At 71.4% G+C, this 16,120-nt stretch carries 14 protein-coding genes; 13 read left to right on the top strand and 1 reads right to left on the bottom strand.

The features are described from left to right. Positions 1–29: 29 nt before the first annotated feature. From ACIP4X_RS28185 to ACIP4X_RS28135, 11 genes are all read left to right on the top strand, one after another. Positions 30–722: a cupin domain-containing protein gene (locus tag ACIP4X_RS28185; RefSeq protein ID WP_358730209.1), complete on the top strand. Its 693-nt coding sequence runs from the start codon at positions 30–32 to the stop codon at positions 720–722. Further along, positions 719–1,759: a hypothetical protein gene (locus ACIP4X_RS28180; RefSeq protein WP_401351198.1), complete on the top strand. Its 1,041-nt coding sequence runs from the start codon at positions 719–721 to the stop codon at positions 1,757–1,759. Before ACIP4X_RS28185 ends, ACIP4X_RS28180 begins: the two co-directional genes overlap by 4 nt. After that, positions 1,756–2,592, top strand: coding sequence for a hypothetical protein (locus ACIP4X_RS28175; protein WP_401351196.1), 837 nt, complete (start codon positions 1,756–1,758; stop codon positions 2,590–2,592). The genes ACIP4X_RS28180 and ACIP4X_RS28175 overlap by 4 nt, the downstream gene beginning before the upstream one ends. 76 nt (positions 2,593–2,668) lie before the next feature. Beyond that, positions 2,669–3,190, top strand: a complete 522-nt coding sequence (locus tag ACIP4X_RS28170) for a hypothetical protein (RefSeq protein WP_358730212.1) — start codon at positions 2,669–2,671, stop codon at positions 3,188–3,190. Between the two features lie 75 nt (positions 3,191–3,265). After that, positions 3,266–5,053, top strand: a complete 1,788-nt coding sequence (locus tag ACIP4X_RS28165) for an asparagine synthetase B family protein (RefSeq protein ID WP_401351194.1) — start codon at positions 3,266–3,268, stop codon at positions 5,051–5,053. 55 nt (positions 5,054–5,108) lie between these two features. Beyond that, positions 5,109–6,461: an aldehyde dehydrogenase family protein gene (locus ACIP4X_RS28160; RefSeq protein WP_401351192.1), complete on the top strand. Its 1,353-nt coding sequence runs from the start codon at positions 5,109–5,111 to the stop codon at positions 6,459–6,461. A gap of 532 nt (positions 6,462–6,993) precedes the next feature. Then, on the top strand, positions 6,994–8,175 hold the full coding sequence (locus tag ACIP4X_RS28155) for an acyltransferase family protein (protein ID WP_401351190.1): 1,182 nt from the start codon (positions 6,994–6,996) through the stop codon (positions 8,173–8,175). Between the two features lie 192 nt (positions 8,176–8,367). Further along, positions 8,368–9,276: an SDR family NAD(P)-dependent oxidoreductase gene (locus tag ACIP4X_RS28150; protein ID WP_391457571.1), complete on the top strand. Its 909-nt coding sequence runs from the start codon at positions 8,368–8,370 to the stop codon at positions 9,274–9,276. Next, positions 9,273–10,469 (top strand): acetyl-CoA C-acyltransferase, encoded by a 1,197-nt coding sequence (locus ACIP4X_RS28145; protein WP_358730218.1) that lies wholly within the window; start codon positions 9,273–9,275, stop codon positions 10,467–10,469. The genes ACIP4X_RS28150 and ACIP4X_RS28145 overlap by 4 nt, the downstream gene beginning before the upstream one ends. A gap of 69 nt (positions 10,470–10,538) precedes the next feature. Continuing rightward, on the top strand, positions 10,539–11,873 hold the full coding sequence (locus tag ACIP4X_RS28140; RefSeq protein ID WP_401351188.1) for an MFS transporter: 1,335 nt from the start codon (positions 10,539–10,541) through the stop codon (positions 11,871–11,873). A gap of 66 nt (positions 11,874–11,939) precedes the next feature. Then, on the top strand, positions 11,940–13,544 hold the full coding sequence (locus ACIP4X_RS28135; protein WP_401351186.1) for a long-chain fatty acid--CoA ligase: 1,605 nt from the start codon (positions 11,940–11,942) through the stop codon (positions 13,542–13,544). Here the strand turns inward: ACIP4X_RS28135 and ACIP4X_RS28130 are convergent. Next, positions 13,517–14,176: a TetR/AcrR family transcriptional regulator gene (locus ACIP4X_RS28130; RefSeq protein ID WP_358730221.1), complete on the bottom strand. Its 660-nt coding sequence runs from the start codon at positions 14,174–14,176 to the stop codon at positions 13,517–13,519. The genes ACIP4X_RS28135 and ACIP4X_RS28130 overlap by 28 nt on opposite strands. Before the next feature lie 247 nt (positions 14,177–14,423). Between ACIP4X_RS28130 and ACIP4X_RS28125 the strand changes: the two genes are divergently transcribed. Together ACIP4X_RS28125 and ACIP4X_RS28120 are read left to right on the top strand one after the other, a co-directional pair. Further along, entirely contained in the window at positions 14,424–15,053 is a 630-nt protein-coding gene (locus tag ACIP4X_RS28125; protein ID WP_401351184.1) for a hypothetical protein, read from the top strand. A gap of 162 nt (positions 15,054–15,215) precedes the next feature. Next, entirely contained in the window at positions 15,216–16,100 is an 885-nt protein-coding gene (locus ACIP4X_RS28120) for a universal stress protein (protein WP_401351182.1), read from the top strand. The last annotated feature ends 20 nt before the right edge of the window (positions 16,101–16,120 follow it).

The raw sequence follows: 16,120 nt of genomic DNA, 5'->3' as shown, positions 1-16,120 counted from the left end.
AGCGTTCACGCACCGAGGACTTGGGCTCGTTGGGGGAGCTGCCGCACGGTGTGCGCCTGTACCGGCTCCGGCCCGACGGCTCCGTGCTCCTCGCCGATCGTGACGGCGCCCGGGCACTGGGACCCGAGCGGGACCTGCTGCGGTTCATCGACGACGGACAGTTCGCCCACTACCTCGTCGGGGACGCCGCCACCTCCCCGGAACGACCCTCGTACGCCACCGTCAAACTGGGCATCGTCGGCCCACGCAGCGCCTTCACCCCGCACGCCCACGGCGGGGAGCACTTCGTCCTCAGCCTCGGGTACGCGTCCTGCGGCCTGCACGACAGGGAACGCGGCCGGGTCACCGAAGTCCCGCTCACCCCTGGTGAGTTGATCAGAATCCCGGAGATGGTGCCGCACTCCTTCGCCAACCGGGACACCGACCCGCTGACCATCCTCGCCGCCAACACCGGCTACGGCATCGACCACGAGGACTACGCGATCACCGCCGACGAGGCGGAGCGCAGGGCGGCCGGCCCGTCGCACGGCACCCCCGCCTCCGCCGCGTACGGCGCAACGCACACGGACACTCTCGCCCGCGTCGACTACCTCGAACTCGCCGCCGCCCTGCGCGACATCGAGCGGGTCCAGCGGGTGCGGGGGCCGGGTGCCACCACCACCCGGGAGCGACTGGCCGCCCGGCTGCGTCGGCTCGCACAGGGACTGGAGGTCCGCCGGTGATTTGTCCCCACTGCGAGAAGTCCCTGCTGCGCAAGGAGCGCCCCGGCAACGTCTGCGGCAAATGCGGGCGCAAGTACGCCCTGGACCCCAGGACCAACCCGCTCCAACTGAACGATCTCCGGGTCCGCAGGACCGCCCTCGGTCTCACCCAGGACGGCCAAGTTCCCTGCACATCAGAGCAGTTGTGGTACGCCCTGTCCCGCAAGTCGCTGCGGAAGGGCGAAGGCGGGATGGGGTGCGGCGTTGTCCTGGTGATCGTGGCGCTGGTCCTGGGGCTCGTCGGGCTGGGTTCGGAAGTCGCTGTCGTCGCCGTCATCGGCGGGCTGGCGCTGTTCGCGGGGGTCGGCATGATGGTCGCGGACGTGACGGGCCGGGGCCGTCCCCGGCTCACCCGGGAGGCCTTCCGCACCGGCCCACTGGAGGCATGGAAGAGCGTCTACGGTTCCCTGCCGCCCGGAGTGATCGACGACAGCCCGTACCCGAATCCGCCCTCGACCCCGGACGCGGAACCGGCACCGGGCACCCCGCGCGACAGGCTCTTCCTGGTCTGCCCCGACCGGTCCGTCGCCGTGTTCCTCGACGCGGCCGGTCTGACCGCCCGATACGGCGTCACCCTCGTCGCCGGACCGGCCGCACTGCCCGCCACACCCGGCCGGGAACCCGTCCTCGTGCTCCACGACGCCGACGCCCACGGCCTGTTGCTCGTCCACCGCGTCCGCACCGCGCAGCCCACGCGCCCGGTCGCCGACATCGGCCTGCCGCTCGGCGCGGTGCACGGTCTCGCGCGCGCGGTACCCGTGCGCGGCGAGCGGCCCCCAGCAAACGTCATGCAAGGGCTGGCGTCGAGCGGGGAGTTCAGCCCCGCTCAACTGAAGTGGCTGGGCCAGGGGTGGGGTTACCCGCTCGTCGGAGTACCGCCCGCCAAACTGCTGGCCGCGGTCTCCCGAGCCGTCGAGAAGGCCGGCACGGCGGCCGATCCGCGACGGCGGCGGGCCGCCTCCGTCGGATTCATGACCTGGCCCGAGGAGAGCGGATGAGCCGGCCGCACCCGGTCGGCCGGCGCCTGCTGGAGCGGGGGATCACCACCGCCGCGCGGCGCGCCGGATCCCCGGGCAACCTCCGCTTCACCGAACGGCAGTTGTACTACGAGACCTGCCGCGTCCTGCGTCCGGTGCCCGCGCCGGTGCGGCGCATCCCGTACAGCCCGGCCCCGCCGCTGCGGCTGTCGAGGTTCACCGAGGTGCTGCGCGGCAGGGAGCCGGCCGGACTGCTTCCCCCACCCGCCGCCGCACCGGTGACCGGCGGGCCGCCGCGCGAGCCCGACCTGTACGCGTACGGTCTGCCGAGGCTGCTGATCTGCCAGGACCGTTCCATCGCCGGGATGCTGCTGGCCAACCATGTGCACCTGGAGGCGGCCTGCCCCGTCCTGAGCGCCGAGGACGATCTGCCGCTCGACCCCCGGCTGGTGAAATCCCTGGAGCGGGCCGAGGGCGCCACCGTGCACGTCCTGCACGACGCGAGCCCCGCCGGGATAGCCCTGCCCGCCCGGGTGCGTGAAGGGCTCGGCCCGGTACCCGTCCGGGTCGCCTCGCTCGGTCTTGTGCCCCGGCACGCCGAGGCACTGCGTCTGGTGTCCGGACGCAGGCCGGGCCCGGTGCCACCGCTCGGACCGATGCGCGGCGGACTCAGCCCCTCGGAGGTCGCCTGGCTCGCCGGGGGCCGGTTCGCGGAAGTCGCCGCGGTACCGCCCGCCCGGCTCGTGCGCGCCGTACTGCGGCTCACCCGCGGGCCCCGGCCGGCCCGCCGCTCCGCCTGGAGCGATCTGCGCGATCTGCGCACCGCCGGGTTCATGACGTGGCCCGGCCCATGAGCCCGCCCCGCCCTCACCACCGACCCCGCCCCGAGGACCGTATGCCCGAGCACCGCAGACCCGAGGACCGAAGAGCATGATCCGCCCACGCGAAATCGGCTACAGGGACGAACTGCTCGCCGACGGCAGCGTCCACCGCACCTACGAGGACGGGCGGCAGGAATGGCGCCGCCGCGGCCCGTCCGGCCAGGTGCACTGGCGTGACGACCGGGCGGGCACGGGCACCGACGAACTGCTGGGCACCACCATCGTCAAGCGCACCCTGGCCGACGGCACCGTGACCTACGGGCGCGACCTCGGCTACGGCCGCACCGTCTGGGGGCGCGGCGAAACCCTCACGATCAACCGGAAGTCCTTCGGCGGCCGGATCGGAGCGGTCCTCGGCGTCGCGGGACTCGCCGTCGCCGCCTCCCAGCTACCGCCGCTCAGCCTCACACCGGAACAGGAGGAGGAACTGCGCCGGCAGGCGCGGAGCTCGTCCTCCGGCAGCGCCGACGGGGACGACAACGCCGAGGGGAACAGCGGCGGCGACGGGGACGGCTGGGACGGCGCGGACTGGGACGACCACGGCGACTGGAGCGACGACGACTTCGGCTGACCTCACCGTCCTCGGTCCGGCGGCACGACGCGTACACGGGTGTCCGGGCACGCGGCAACAGGAAAGGATGCTCCGATGGCGCGCTTCTGCGTCTGTCTCGCGTCGGGCACCGGACGTGCCGACGCCCGGCCCGGTGCGGCCGATCCGCACCTCGCGGCCATGGGTGCCCCGCCGGACGCGCCGGGGCTGGCCCTGGTGCGGGACGAACCAGGGCACGCCCAGGGGCCGTTCGAGGCGTACGGGATGCGTGCCCTTGGAGAGGTCACGCTGCACAACCGCGCCGAACTCCTCGCCGCCCTCGCCGCCGACGGCGCGTCCGCACCGCCCGGCACCGGGGACGGCGAACTGCTGCTGCGCTGCTGGGCCCGGCTCGGCGAGCGGGGCGTCGCGCTCGCCGAGGGCATGTTCGCGCTCGCCGTACTCGACGGCCGGGACCTGGTGCTGATCCGCGACCACGTCGGCGCCCGCACCCTCTTCTACGCCCGTGCCGCGCGCGTCTGGGCGGCCTCCACCTCCCTGCGCGCCCTGCGCCGCTGGCCCGCCCTGCGCACCCGGATGAACCTGTCCGCCGTACGCTCCTTCCTCACCTTCGCCTATCTGCCCGGCGACGAGACGCTGCTGGAGGGCGTGCGCGAAGTGCTTCCGGGCCGGGTGCTGCGGCTGTCGGCCGACGGGACCGAGACGGAGACGGTGCACTGGGAACCCCGGGAGCGGCTCGGCGAACCTGTGGGCCCGGACGGGCAGTTCGGCGGCGCCGGCGACCATGTCCTCACCCTGCGCGCCCTCCTCGAAGAGGCCACCGCACGGCGGCTGCCCGAGGCCGAGGACGTCGGCGTCCTGCTGTCCGGCGGGATCGACAGCTCGCTCGTCACAGCGCTCGCCTCGAAGCTGCACAGCCATCCCGTCCGCACCTACTCCATCAGTTTCGGCGACGAACTCCCCAACGAGCTGGGCTACTCGGGCCTCGTCGCCGCCCACTGCCACACCCGGCACCGGGTGCTGAACGTCTCCGGCAGGGCGGTCGCCGCACGGCTCGCCGACACCGCCGCCCTGCTCGACAGCCCCGTCGGCGACCCGTTGACGGTCCCGAACCTCATGCTCGCCGAGGCCGTCGCGGGCGACGGGCTGAGGACCGTCCTCAACGGGGAGGGCGGAGACCCCGTGTTCGGCGGCCCGAAGAACCTCCCGATGCTGGTCCAGGAGATGCACGCGGGGGCTCCGGGAGCGACCGGGTCACCCTGGTACGAGGACCGGGCGACCGCCTATCTGCGGTCCTACCGCAAGTGCTGGACCGACCTCCCGGACCTGCTGACCGCCGACGCGCTGGCCGCCCTGGAGTCCGCACCCGCCCCGCAGCGCTTCGTCGAGCCCTACCTCACGGGCCCGCACCGGATGACCCACCTCCTCAACCAACTGCTCCACTGCAATCTGCGCACCAAGGGCGCCCATCACATCCTCACCAAGGTCGAACGGCTCACCGCCTCCCAGGGACTGCAGGGCCGCGCCCCGCTCTTCGACCGACGGGTGGTGGACCACGCCTTCGCCACCCCGCCCGCACTCAAACTCCGCGGCACGGCCGAGAAATGGGTGCTGAAGGAAGCCGTACGCGATCTGCTGCCCGCCACCGTCGTGGACCGGCCCAAGAGCGGGATGCGGGTCCCGGTGCAGCAGTGGCTGAGCGGACCGCTGCGCGAACTCGGCGGTGATCTGCTGCTGGGCAGGGCGGCCAGAGAACGCGGGCTGTTCCGGCCGGACACCGTACGGACGTGGCTGCGCGGCGAAGGCACGCTGCTGCCCCGGCAGGGCGGCAAGCTGTGGCTGGTGCTCACCCTGGAGCTGTGGCTGCGGGCATACGACCTGTGAGGAACCGGACCACGTCGGACACGCCGCGCACGGGAACCACGGAGGCGAACACACTGTGAGGACCACCCTCGTCGACCCCCGCACCGGTCGTGTCCGGGGCACCGCACCCGTCGCACGCGAGAGCGAGGTACGGGCCGCGGTCGAAGCCGCCCGCGCGGCCCTGCCCGGCTGGCGCGGCGTCACCCCCAGGGCACGGGCCCGCCGGATGGAGCGGCTCGCCACGCTGATCGAGGAGAACGCCGACGCCTATGTCGCACGGGAGGCCGCCGGGACCGGAAAGCCGGACCATGAGACGGCGGGCGAGGTGGAGCAGGTCGCGGACCTGTTCCGGTTCTACGCCTCGGCCGTCCGCGCCCAGACGGCGCCCGCCGCCGGGCGGCTGGTCGACGGCCACGAGAGCTGGGTCCGCTGGGAACCCCTCGGAGTCGTCGGCGTCGTCGTGCCCTGGAACTATCCGCTGATGATGGCCGCCTGGCGGTGCGCGCCTGCCCTCGCCGCAGGCAACACGGTGGTGGCCAAACCCGCCGAGACCACCCCCGACACCCTCGAACTCCTCGCCGGACACGCCGCCGAGGCGCTCGGCCCCGCCGTCCTCACCGCCGTCCCGGGTGACCGGCGGACCGGCCGGCTGCTGGTCGAGTCGGAGGTCGACATGGTCGCGTTCACCGGCAGCGCGGCGGCCGGGGCCGATGTGGCGGCGCGTGCCGCGGGCCGCCGGGTCAGCCTCGAACTCGGCGGCAACGCCCCCGCGCTCGTCCTGCCCGACGCGCCCGACGACACATGGGACCGACTGGCCCGCGCCTGTGTCTACAACGCCGGGCAGAGCTGCGCCGCCCCCGCCCGCGTCATCACCCTGCGCGAGAACTACGAGCACGGAGTGGCGCAACTGGCCGCCGCGGCAGAGGCATGCGTCGCGGGCCGGGACTTCGGTCCCCTCAACAACGCCGACCAGGCGGCCCGTTACGACGCGATCGTCGCGGCGAGCACGGCCGGTCGGGACTTCACCGCCGGCATCGCCCCGGGGCCCGGGGAGGACGACGGCTTCTGGCGGCCCGCCCGGATCCTGGCCGACCTGCCCGAGAACGATCCCGCCGTGGTGGAGGAGGTCTTCGGTCCGCTGCTCACCGTGCAGTACGCCGAGGACCTGGACGCGGCCGTGGCGCTGGCCGACGGAGTCCCGCAGGCGCTGGCGGCGAGTGTGTGGACCCGTGATCTGGCCACGGGACTCGACCTCGCCGGCCGGCTGAACGCGGGGGAGACCTGGCTCAACTGCCATCTGGTGCAGACCGCCGAACTCCCGCACGGCGGCCGGGGCGCCTCGGGCCACGGCACGGACCTGAGCACCCTGGCCCTGCACGAGTACCAGCGCCCCAAGACGGTCACCGCACGCCTGATCCGGGGCACTTGACGCCGACCGCCCACGCCGCCGGTCTCCCGGCCGGCGACCTCACGAGTGCCCCGCACGCGACCCGGAGGCCTGGCCGCGGACCTCGACACCACCCCACCGAACTGACCGACGGCAAGCACGCCATCGGCGCGAAGAACGCCTCCGGCGGCACGGTCGAGCACACCGTCACGGTGAACAACGCCCCCGTCGGCGCACCCGCCCTGCTGCCCGAGGACGGCACCCTGCCGACGTTGAAGCTCAACAGGGGCAGCAGCAGTCCGCCGGACACCCGCGGCCCGCTGGGTGGCCCTCACGCTGACGGCGGCCATCGTGACGATCAGCCTGTACTGGTTCGTGGACCGTGTCTGGGGTCCCGCGGGCCCGCTGGGCGCCGCCTGAAGTCTTGGAGAACCCTTCGCGGCGGCTCGATGAGCGGCGCGGCAACTTCCGCCCACGCCTAGCACTTTTGTGGCAAAGGGTGGCCGGGAGGGACGTAACGTGAGGCGTCCTTGATCGTTCAGCCGTGATTCGTCGTGAGGAGCGCTGGGTACCGATGCCTGACCCGCAGGGCACATTGTCGGAACCCGTGGAGGGCATAGCGACCGGGGCCGGCCACCTGCCACGGCCCGCCCCGCCGCGCGGGCACGCCACCTCCGGACGGGCCCGCCCCCGGCTGTACGCCATCGACGGCATCCGCCTGATCGCCGCGCTGATGGTCGCCGTGCACCACTACGTGGGCACGCGCCGGGTCGACCAGCCGGGCAACGTGATCTGGGGCCGCCCGGTCTCCGAGATCATGCCGACGGTGTTCCACTTCGCGACATACGGCTGGATCGGCGTCGAGATCTTCTTCGTGATCAGCGGCTTCGTGATCTGCATGTCGTGCTGGGGCCGCACCCCCCGCCAGTTCTTCGTCTCGCGCGTGATCCGGCTGTACCCGGCGTACTGGTTCGCGATCGTGTTCACCGCGGCCGTGCCGGCGGCGCTGCCGGGTGTCTGGGCGCAGCTGCGGCCGCGCGACGTCCTGCTCAACTTCACGATGCTCCAAGCCGGTTCGGACGTCGGGAACGTCGACGGCGTGTACTGGACCCTGTGGGTGGAGCTGCGCTTCTACCTGCTCTTCCTGCTCGTGGTGCTCACCGGGCTGACGTATCGCAAGGTCGTCGCCTTCTGCTGCGTGTGGGGAGTCGCCACGATGGTCGCGCCGGTGGCGAAGTTCCCGCTCCTCGATCTGTTCGCCGGCTCCGCCGCCTGGTACTTCATCGCCGGCCTCGCGCTCTATCTGATGCACCGCTTCGGCCAGGACCTGCTGCTGTGGGGCATCCTCGCCATGTCGTGGTTCATGGGCCAGCGGGAGCTGGGGCAGCGCATCGATGTGGTCGAGCACGTCTCCAGCTGGCGGGGCGCCGTGCTCATCTACACGGTGTTCCTGCTCGTCATGATCGCCATCGCCCTCGGTCTGACCGACCGCGTCCACTGGAAGTGGCTGATCACGGCCGGGAGCATGACCTACCCGCTGTACCTGATGCACTACGTGGCCGGTACGACGCTGATCAACCGGCTGCGGGACACGATGGACGCCCGGCTGCTGGTCGCCGAGCTGCTCGTCGGCTTCCTGATGCTGAGCTACCTGGTCCACCGCTGCGTGGAACGCCCCTTGGCGGGAGCGCTGAAGAGGGGCCTGGACGCCTCGTTCGCCCACATGCGGACCGCGGGGCACACCGACCGGAGATGACACCACCGGCGCGCCCCGCGCCGCCCGCTTCCTCACCCTCCGCGCGAGCGCGGAGGGTTTTTCCGGCCCCGACGCGTCCCCGGCAGCCCTGCTCGGATGTGCCGGGGCCGCGTCGTTGCTCCGCGAAATTGACTGTTGACACCTCATTCACGTCCTGGCCATGATGATACTCCGTAGTATGACGGGAGTGAGATGAACTTCGAAGGTCAGGTCGCGGTGGTGACCGGTGCGGGCGGCGGGCTGGGGCGGGCGCACGCCATGGCCCTCGCCGAGCGGGGCGTCAAGGTGGTCGTCAACGACATGGGGGCGCCGAGCGGGGCATCCGTCGACGGGAGCGCGGCGGCCGAGGTCGCGGCCGGGATCAGGGCCGCCGGCGGCGAGGCGTTCGCCCACCTCTGCGACGTCACCGACCCGGAAGCCGTCGAGAACATGGTCGGCGAGACCCTCGCGCGGTGGGGCCGCGTCGACATCCTCATCAACAACGCCGGAATCCTGCGCGACAAGTCCTTCGCGAAGATCCACCTGGATCACGTCCGCCAGGTCGTGGACGTGCACCTGATGGGCTCCGTCCACTGCACCAAGGCGGTATGGCCGCACATGGTGGAACGGGGCTACGGCAGGGTGCTGATGACCACCTCCGCCTCGGGGATCTACGGCAACTTCGGCCAGTCCAACTACGGCGCGGCGAAGTCCGGCCTGGTCGGCCTGATGAACGTCCTCGCGATCGAGGGCGAGCGCAAGGGCATCCGCGTCAACGCGCTCGCTCCGACCGCCGCCACGCAGATGACCGAGGGCCTGATCGACGAGGAGATCCTCGGCCTGCTCACCCCCGAGTCGATCGCACCAGGTGCCCTGTTCCTCGTCAGCGAACAGGCACCCACCAAGACCATCCTCGCGGCCGGCGCCGGTGTCTTCGCCGTCGCGCAGATGAAGGAGTCCGCGGGGGTGTACCTCCCGGAGGGCGACCGCTCGCCCGAGGTCATCGCCGAGCGGTGGGCCGAGATCAGCGACATGAGCGAGCCCGTGGTCACCGCGTCCGCGTTCGACCAGACGAAGCGGTACGCGGCCATCGCCGGCACCGAGTCGGGAGCGGTGCCGTGAGAGAGGCCGTCATCGTCTCCACCGCCCGTACGCCGATCGGCAAGGCGTACCGCGGCTCGTTCAACGACACGTCGGGCCAGCGTCTGGCCGCCCACGCCATCACCGGCTCGCTGCGGCGCGCGGGGGTCGACGGACAAGAGGTCGAGGACGTCGTGTTCGGCTGCGCGATGCAGGAGGGCTCGACGGGGATGAACGTCGCCCGCCAGGGCGCTCTGCGGGCGGGCCTGCCGGTGTCGGTGCCCGGGATGACCATCGACCGGCAGTGCGCCTCCGGCCTGATGGCGATCGCGACCGCGGCGAAACAGGTCGTCGTCGACGGGATGGACATCGTGATCGGCGGCGGTGTCGAGTCGATCTCCCTGGTCCAGAACGAGCACCGGAACAGCCATCGCACACTCGACCCCTGGCTCGTACGCGAGAGGCCCACGGTCTACACGAGCATGCTGGAGACAGCGGAGATCGTGGCGGAGCGCTACGGCGTCAGCCGGGACGAGCAGGACGAGTTCGCCCTGCTGTCGCAGCAGCGGACGGCCTCCGCACAACAAGCGGGCCTGTTCGACGAGGAGATCGTCGCCTTCTCCGGCCGGTGCCCGTCTCCCGGCGGTTCGGACGCCGCGACCACCCTGGACTTCACCCTGGACAAGGACGAGGGAAACCGGCCCTCGACCACCCGGGAAGCACTCTCCCGCCTCCAACCCGTGCTCCCCGACGGGAAGGTGACCACGACCTCGACCGTCACCGCGGGCAACGCCTCCCAGCTCTCCGACGGCGCCTCCGCCGCCGTCGTGATGGAGGCCCGCGAGGCCGCGAGGCGCGGACTCACCCCGCTCGGCGCCTACCGGGGAATCGCCGTCGCCGGCTGCGAGCCGGACGAGATGGGCACCGGCCCCGTCCACGCGGTGCCGAAGCTGCTCGCCCGACACGGCCTGCGCGTCGACGACATCGACCTGTGGGAACTCAACGAGGCGTTCGCGTCCCAGGCCGTCCACTGCCGCGACCGCCTGGCCATCGATCCGGCCAGGCTCAACGTCAACGGCGGCGCCATAGCCGTCGGCCACCCCTACGGCATGACCGGGGCCCGCCTCGTCGGCCACGCCCTGCTCGAAGGGCGCCGGCGCGGCGCCCGATTCGCGGTCGTCACCATGTGCGTCGGCGGGGGCATGGGCGCCGCCGGCCTCTTCGAGATCTTCTGACCAGGCGAGTCGGGATCCTCCGGGATCCACGCGTCACACGAGCACCTCAACCCCGAAGAAAGGGCTCCGATGGCCATCAACCCGCTTTCCCCTGCGGCGGATCCGCTGCACGAGCGCGCCACTCGCAAGGCCCTGGTCAGGCTTCTGCCCATCATGCTCGCGGCCTATTTCATGGCCTATGTCGACCGCACGAACGTCGCGCTCGCCAAGACTCATCTGCAGGCCGATGTCGGTGTCGGCGTCACCGCCTTCGGACTGGGCGCCGGCATCTTCTTCGTCAGCTACGCCTTCCTCGAGGTGCCGAGCAGCCTGGTCATGCACAGAATCGGCCCAAGACGCTGGATCGCGAGAATCGCCCTCACCTGGGGAGCGCTCTCGGCGGCCATGATGTTCGTCCAGGGCGCATGGTCGTTCTACGCGCTGCGTTTCTTCCTCGGCATGGCCGAGGCCGGCCTCTACCCGACCCTGATGTACATGGTCACCGTGTGGTTCTCCCAGAAGCACCGTGCCACCGTCGTCGGATTCGTCTACCTGGCCCCGACCGTCGCACTGGTCGTCGGCAACCCGACGGGCGGCGCGCTGATGGAACTCGACAGCGTTCTCGGCCTGCACGGCTGGCAGTGGATGTTCCTGATCGAGGGCCTGGTGACCATGCTGGTCGGCGTCCTCGTCTGGTTCAGCCTCCCGGAGGCTCCCCGGGATGCCAAGTGGCTGACGTCCGAGGAAGCCGGCATCCTGTCCGCCCGCGCCGCCGGTGACGGCTCGGAGGGCGAGAACCGCATCAAGGGCAATCTGAAGAAGGCCTTCGGCCGCCCCTTCATCGTCATCGTGGCGGTGATCTACCTGCTCAACCAGATCACCAACGTCGGCATCGTCTTCAACCTGCCGTCCATCGTGGAGGACTTGAACATCCACGGTTCGTTCCTCATCGGGCTGGTGTCGGGCAGCTCCGGGATCGGTGCCACCGTCGGAGTGCTCCTGGTGCCGGTCGTCCACCGTCGTTTCGGCAACGAGGTGGCGCTCATCGGGATCCTCGCGGGCGCGACAGCGGTGACGGCGGCGATATTCGTCGTCTCGTCGTCCCCGGCGGTCCAGATCACGCTGATAGCCGTGTCCATGATCTTCGTGTTCGGCACCCTGCCGCTGTTCTGGTCGGTCGCCATGGCGAGGATGTCGGGCCTGGTCGCCGCCGCCGGACTCGCGTTCATCAACACGATCGGGCTCCTCGGCGGATTCCTCGGCCCCTACGCCTTCGGCCTGGCCGAGGACGCGACCGGCAACCCGGGCGCCGGGCTCTGGGTCGTCATCGCCTGCTCGGTCGCCGGTGTTCTGCTCACCCCGCTGCTCGCGAACGCCGTACGCGACGAGGACGCGGCCGAAGCACCGGTGCCCGTCTCGCCCTGACCGAGACCGGCCCCCGAACAAGACGGCGAGACAGCGAGACAGAAGGAAACGCACATGCACGGCCTCATGCAAGACCGCCCCCTGTCGTTGCCGATGCTCATGGACGGCATGGAACACGGATTCAGCCGCAAGCACGTCACCACGACACAGCTGAACGGCACCGTCTCCGCGTCGTACGGCGAAGTGGCCGACCGCGTCCGCCGCCTCGCCGGGGTCCTCGACCATCTGGGCGTCCCCGCCGGCGCCCGGGTGGGGACGTTCGGCTGGAACTCGCAGCGCCACCTGGAGCTGTACATGGCGGTGCCGTGCACGGGGCGGGTCCTGCACACGATCAACCACCGCCTCTTCACCGAGGACATCGCCCACATCGTCGTCGACGCCGCTGATGACGTCCTCTTCGTGGACCGCTCGATCCTCGACGTGGTACGCCCCCTGCTCGACACCTGCCCGAGCGTGCGGCATCTGATCGTGATGGACGACGGCTCACCGGCGGAGCTGCCGTCCGGCCTCCGGGTGCTCGACTACGAGTCCCTCCTCGCCGACGCGCGGCCCGTCGAGGTGTTCGAGCCCGTCGACGAACGCACCGCCGCCGCCCTGTGCTACACCTCGGGGACCACGGGCCGCCCCAAGGGAGTGCTCTACGACCATCGCTCGATCGTGCTGCACGCGATGACCCTGCTCATGGCGGACACCTTCGCCATCAGCGAGGACGACACGGTGATGCCCGTCGTGCCCATGTTCCACGTCAACGCCTGGGGCCTTCCCTACGCGGCGCTGATGGCTGGGGCGAACCTGGTCATGCCCGGCCCGGTCATGGCACCGGACCGTCTGGTGCGCGGCATGGAGGAGCACCGGGTCACCTTCGCCGCCGCCGTGGCCACGGTCTGGCGCGGGATGCTGCCCCACATCACCGACGCCGGCCTCGGCTCACTCAGACGTCTCGTCAGCGGCGGCGGCGCGCTGCCCGAGTCCCTCTCCCGCGCCTTCCAGGAACGGGCCGGGCTCCCGCTGACGAGCTCCTGGGGCATGACCGAGACCAGCCCGCTCGTCTGCAGCGCGAGAATACCCAGTGAGGAGGGGCACTCCCTGACCGACGGCGACCGCATCACGGCACTGGCAGCCCCCGGGCCTCCCACGGTGCTGTGCTCGCTGCGCCTGGTCGCCGAGGACGGTTCCCTCGCACCGCGCGACGGACGGCACAGGGGCGAACTCCAGGTCGCCGGCCCGACGATCGCGGCCGCCTATTTCGGCGGCGAGTCCCATGCCTCGGCGTTCACCGAGGACGGCTGGTTGCGCACCGGTGACGTGGCCACCATCGACCACCACGGCGTCGTGCGCATCGTCGACCGGACCAAGGACCTCATCAAGTCCGGCGGCGAGTGGATCTCGTCGGTCGAACTCGAGAACGCGATCATGGCGATGCCCGGTGTCCTGGAGGCCGCGGTCATCGCGGCGCCCGACGACAAGTGGGGAGAAAGACCCCTCGCCTGCGTGGTACCGCTGCCGGACTCGGGCCTCACCGCGCAGGACGTACGCCGGTGCCTGTCCGGGCGGGTGGCCAAATGGTGGATCCCCGAGAGGGTCGTGATGCTCGACGAGCTGCCCAAGACGGCCTCCGGCAAGTTCGCGAAGGCCGCGCTGCGTCAGTTGCTGATCGCCGAGAACGGCTGATTGGCGGCCGGATCGAGGACCAGTCCTCCGACCAGGAGGTCCACGACCTCGTCGGCGAGCTGCCGCAGGTCGTCCGGCGACTGCCCCTCGATCCGGTGGAACCACATGTCGACGGCGTTCAGACTGCACAGCAAGGTCCTCGCGGCCAGTTTCGCGGGCACGGGACGGAGGGTGCCGTCGGCGATCCCGTCCTCGACGACCTGAAGGAAAAGGCCCTCGTACTCGGCCCGCAGCAGATTGAGTTCGTCCAGCGCGTTCCGCTGACGCGGTTTCAGCGCGGTCGACGACTGTTCCCGCACTCCGAGATGAACGACATGGTGGTAGGCGAGATTCGTCATCAGGTTCATCACGTGCTGCGTCGACATGGCGACGAGCCTCTCCCGCCCGCTCCCCGTGGCCTTGGCCAGCGGCTCCACCTGGTCACGGACGGTGCGCATGCCGTGCTCGTAGGCGGCCAGGAAGATGTCGAACTTGGAGCGGAAGTGGTAGTAGATCAACCCCTTGGTGGCGCCGACGCTGTCGGCGATGTCGTCGATGGCGACGCCGAATCCCTGTTCCATGAAGGCCTCGGCCGCGGCATCCAGAATTCGGCGCTTGGCGTTGTCGGCCTCGGCGCCGTCCGTGACTGACATCCAGAACCTTCTCTCGCTCGGTACTCGGTGCGCTGTTCAGAGGGCAGGCCGCCCTGATGATGATACTCCCTAGTATTTCCGGCGGGCGGCGGTGGCCCGGGCAGTATGTGTTCGCCCAACTGGCCCTGCGGACAGGGACCTTCAGCCCACGGTTCACGGCCTTTCGGCATCCGGCGGCGCGCGGCGCCCACGACGAGAGTGGGTGGTGAAAGGACAACGACCGGACGCACGCGAAGGGATCACTGCCATGGCCGTGGACGAGCACGCTCACCGGAACCCGGGCTTCCAACTGCCGGTCTTCCACCGGAACCGGACCTCCTCCTCCGCGTCCGGTGTGTCGGAGCACCTCGGCACGCACACCGCCGCCCAGGCGTACGCCCTCGCGTCCCTGCGCGTCCTGACCGGGTTCGTCTTCCTGTGGGCGTTCCTGGACAAGGTCTTCGGCCTCGGCTACGCGACCGCCTCCGGCAAGGGCTGGGTCGACGGCGGATCGCCGACGAAGGGCTTCCTCAGCTCCGTCGCCGCCGGGCCGATGGAGTCGACGTTTCACTCGTGGGCCGGCCAGGCGTGGGCGGACTGGCTGTTCATGCTCGGCCTGCTCGCCATCGGAGCGGCCGTCATGGCCGGTGTGGCGCTGCGGCCGGCCGCCGTGGCGGGCACGGCGATGATGGCGCTGATGTGGATCGCCGAATGGCCACCGGCCAGGCATCTGTCGAACGGGTCGCCGAGCATGTCGACGAATCCGTTCGCCGACTACCACGTGATCTACGCGGTCGCCCTGATCGCTGTGGCGGCCGCGGGCGCGGGCACCACCTGGGGCCTGGGCCGGCTGTGGGCGCGGCTGCCGATCGTCCGCGACCACGCCTGGCTGCGCTGAAGCACCCCGAGCGCGACGGCACCACCCCGTGACGGGCCCCGCGCCATGAGGCCCGTCGCACCGACCCGTCGCATCGACCCGCCGCACGGCCCTTCGGTACCGCCGAAGGGCCACGGCCCCGCACACGGGACTTTCTGAACACGACACTGGAAGGTGGAGATCATGCCCCGCACCATCACCGTCGGTCTCGACGGTTCGCCCGAGAGCCGGGCCGCCGCCGAGTGGGCGGCGCGCGAGGCCCGGTCGCGCGGGCTGCCGGTGAGGCTCCTCCAGGTCTGGGAGCCGGTACCGGAGCCCATCGCCCTGGCGCGACTGCTGGGCGCCGACACCCACCAGCACTGGACCGAGAAGGTGCTGCGCGAGGCCGCCGAAGAGCTCCGCTCGCGGCACCCCGGCGTCGAGGTGACCACCGGACACGTCACAGGACAGCCCGCCGAGGCCCTCGCCCGTGCGGCGCGGGACGCCGAACTGCTCGTCCTCGGCTCGCGCGGCCTCGGCGGGATCCGCGGCTTCCTGGTTGGTTCGGCCGGGCTCGCGACGGTGGCGTCCACCGAGCGGCCCGTCGTCCTGGTCCGCGCCGGTGAGCAGACTGCCGACGAGGCCGGGGCGGACGGGACCGCCGTCCGCCCCGTCGTCCTCGGGCTCGACACCGGCAGCCCTGAGGAGGCGGTGCTCGCGTTCGCCTTCGACGCCGCCGCGCGCCGCAACGTGCCGCTGCGCGTCGTGCACGGCTGGAACCCGCCGCCCTACTACGCCTACGGGATGGCCCTGGAACCCGCGATCGAGCGGGAGATGGCGAAGGCCGTCGCCGCCGCCGTGACCGAGGCGCTGCTTCCCTGGCGGCAGAAGTTCCCCGGCGTTGAGGTCGTCGAGCAGCCGCGCTATGGCAGTCCCTCGCTCCTTCTGATCGAGGCATCCCGCGACGCCTCCCTGGTCGTCGTCGGCCGGCGTGTCCGCCGCTCCGCCCTCGGGGCCCGCCTCGGCCCCGTGACCCACGCGGTCCTGCACCACGCCGCCGCCCCCGTCGCCGTCGTCGCCCACGACTGAGGCACGGTCACACGCGCGCG

The sequence above is a fragment of the Streptomyces sp. NPDC088817 genome, assembly GCF_044750345.1.
Taxonomy (GTDB): domain Bacteria; phylum Actinomycetota; class Actinomycetes; order Streptomycetales; family Streptomycetaceae; genus Streptomyces.
Note: the sequence above shows the minus strand (reverse complement) of the source record. Positions and strands in the feature narration are given on the sequence as shown.

Bases quoted from the DNA above. Each gene is read 5' to 3' on its own strand.
- ACIP4X_RS28175 (WP_401351196.1), top strand. From the start codon at position 1,756: ATGAGCCGGCCGCACCCGGTCGGCCGGCGCCTGCTGGAGCGGGGGATC.
- ACIP4X_RS28170 (WP_358730212.1), top strand. From the start codon at position 2,669: ATGATCCGCCCACGCGAAATCGGCTACAGGGACGAACTGCTCGCCGAC.
- ACIP4X_RS28165 (WP_401351194.1), top strand. From the start codon at position 3,266: ATGGCGCGCTTCTGCGTCTGTCTCGCGTCGGGCACCGGACGTGCCGAC.
- ACIP4X_RS28155 (WP_401351190.1), top strand. From the start codon at position 6,994: ATGCCTGACCCGCAGGGCACATTGTCGGAACCCGTGGAGGGCATAGCG.
- ACIP4X_RS28150 (WP_391457571.1), top strand. From the start codon at position 8,368: ATGAACTTCGAAGGTCAGGTCGCGGTGGTGACCGGTGCGGGCGGCGGG.
- ACIP4X_RS28140 (WP_401351188.1), top strand. From the start codon at position 10,539: ATGGCCATCAACCCGCTTTCCCCTGCGGCGGATCCGCTGCACGAGCGC.
- ACIP4X_RS28135 (WP_401351186.1), top strand. From the start codon at position 11,940: ATGCAAGACCGCCCCCTGTCGTTGCCGATGCTCATGGACGGCATGGAA.
- ACIP4X_RS28130 (WP_358730221.1), bottom strand. From the start codon at position 14,176: ATGTCAGTCACGGACGGCGCCGAGGCCGACAACGCCAAGCGCCGAATT.
- ACIP4X_RS28125 (WP_401351184.1), top strand. From the start codon at position 14,424: ATGGCCGTGGACGAGCACGCTCACCGGAACCCGGGCTTCCAACTGCCG.
- ACIP4X_RS28120 (WP_401351182.1), top strand. From the start codon at position 15,216: ATGCCCCGCACCATCACCGTCGGTCTCGACGGTTCGCCCGAGAGCCGG.